Annotated in this window: 3 protein-coding genes; all 3 read left to right on the top strand. The window is 57.2% G+C overall.

Annotated features, from left to right (window positions below):
* The coding region (locus D8U18_RS01650; RefSeq protein ID WP_131106869.1) for an FAD-dependent oxidoreductase at positions 1 to 279 on the top strand (279 nt) is incomplete at its 5' end.
* Positions 280 to 606: 327 nt separating this feature from the next.
* On the top strand, positions 607 to 1,155 hold the full coding sequence (locus tag D8U18_RS01645; RefSeq protein ID WP_007895886.1) for a cupin domain-containing protein: 549 nt from the start codon (positions 607 to 609) through the stop codon (positions 1,153 to 1,155).
* Between the two features lie 110 nt (positions 1,156 to 1,265).
* Positions 1,266 to 1,736 carry an anti-virulence regulator CigR family protein gene (locus D8U18_RS01640; protein WP_130906812.1) on the top strand — a complete coding sequence of 157 codons (471 nt, stop codon included), beginning with the start codon at positions 1,266 to 1,268 and terminating at the stop codon, positions 1,734 to 1,736.
* Positions 1,737 to 1,962 lie beyond the last annotated feature (226 nt).

The raw sequence follows: 1,962 nt of genomic DNA, 5'->3' as shown, positions 1-1,962 counted from the left end.
CGCTGGACCGGCAACTTCCTGCTGACCATGTCGCGCATGCCGCAATTCGGCCGTATCGAAAAAAACGCCTACTACATGCAGGGCTACAGCGGCCACGGCGTCACCTGTTCGCACCTGGCCGGCAAGCTGATTTCGGAAATGATCCGCGGCGACGCCGAGCGTTTCGACGCGTTTGCCTCGCTGCCGCACATGCCAATGATCGGTGGGCGAACCTTCTCGGCACCGCTGACCGCCCTTGGCGCGGTGTACTACTCGCTGCGTGATCGGTTCGGCATCTAAGTGTTACCTCACCGGTGGTGCCCCAATCAGGTGCCGCCGGTTTTTTACATCAAAAACATCGCTTCCCCCCCCGGTAGGAGCCGGCGTGCTGACGATTGCGGTGTGCCAGTTCAAATTGTAGGAGCAAGGCTTGCCCGCGATAGCACCCGTTCAGACGGCATTTGAACCGTCTGACAGACCGCTATCGCGAGCAAGCTTTGCGCCTACAGCAACATCCACAAACGTGATTTAATAGCCGCCTTTCACGTTTCCGGGACCGGAAAACGGCGTGATTCGCGCCGGCCATCCACCCCCATTACCCTTAAGTACCAAGCACATAAGGCTGTCATGGACACGGGCTCACGACTCAAATTAGTACGCGAAAGCTACAAACTGTCCCAGCGCGAGCTGGCCCGGCGTAGCGGCGTCACCAATGCCACCATTTCCCTGATCGAACAGAATCGAGTCAGTCCTTCCGTCAGCTCCCTGAAAAAGCTGCTCGAAGGCATCCCCATGTCCTTGGCCGACTTCTTCACCTTCGACCAGCCACCTCGGGAACACCAATACGTCTTCCGCGCCAACGAACAACCTGACCTGGGTCGCCACGGTCTGCGCCTGCTGTTGATCGGCGCTTCCGTACCGAGCCGGCAGATGCGTTTGCTGCGCGAGCAGTACGCACCGGGTGCCAGTTCCGGTGAAGAGCCGATCGTGCATTCCGAAGGCGAAGAGTGCGGGCTGGTGACGCGCGGTACGGTCGAGCTCACCGTTGATGGCCAGATCAGCGTACTGAATGCCGGGGATGGCTATTACTTCCCGACAACGCTGCCGCACCGGTTCAGGAATATCGGGGCGGATGAGGCGGAAATCATCAGTGCGAATACGCCGGCGAACTTCTGACCGGGCAGCCCTTTGTTGTCGGTCGCGTTCGCAATGCCGCATCAATGGAAACTATTGCCTGCCACATCGTCTAAATTTCAGGGACTACTCCCGTCACGAAGGAACGACTCATGATCAGGTCTCGATCGTTGATTGCAGCGGTGACAAGCGTGGTGCTGGTTTTCGGCTCTGTGACTGCCCTGGCAGATCCCGGTAACGGGAAAGGTCAAGGGAACGGCAAGAACCACCCACAAAATGCCCAGGATCACGGCAACCAGGGCAGCCATGGCAACAAAGGAAAAAATTCCGGGGGCGGTGACTGGGGCAACGGCCCGAGCATCAATCGCTCAAATATCATTGGCATTGTTGATGGCTACCGCGATTACTGGAGTCCAGGTCCTGCATTGCCACCGGGCATCCAAAAGAATCTTGCTCGCGGCAAGCCGCTTCCGCCAGGCATTGCCAAGAAGCTCGATGGCCGGTTGATCGGCAGATTGCCTCATTATGACGGGTACGAGTGGCAGCAAGTCGGCACGGATTTGATCCTGGTCGCGCTGGCTTCCGGGCTGATCTACGAAATTGTAAATAATGTGTTTGATTGAAGTTTGCACGCAGGAGCGGCCTGTCAGCCGTCCGTCGCGGTCTTTTGAACCGAAAGGGTGATATCGCGTCTTACGTTACGCGATATCAACCCCTACGGAAGCAATCATGCTTTTAAAAAACAAGAGTCTTCTAGCTGTCATGTCCTGCGCTTTGATGTTGGCAGCGGCCCCGTTGTTACCTGCTGACTTTTCCTTGATCAGTTCAGCAGCTGCCAAAGAAGGCGGC

The organism is Pseudomonas sp. Sample_10 (assembly GCF_004321495.1).
Taxonomy (GTDB): domain Bacteria; phylum Pseudomonadota; class Gammaproteobacteria; order Pseudomonadales; family Pseudomonadaceae; genus Aquipseudomonas.
Note: the sequence above shows the minus strand (reverse complement) of the source record. Positions and strands in the feature narration are given on the sequence as shown.

Coding starts and splice junctions, on each gene's coding strand:
- D8U18_RS01645 (WP_007895886.1), top strand. CDS start 607: ATGGACACGGGCTCACGACTCAAATTAGTACGCGAAAGCTACAAACTG.
- D8U18_RS01640 (WP_130906812.1), top strand. CDS start 1,266: ATGATCAGGTCTCGATCGTTGATTGCAGCGGTGACAAGCGTGGTGCTG.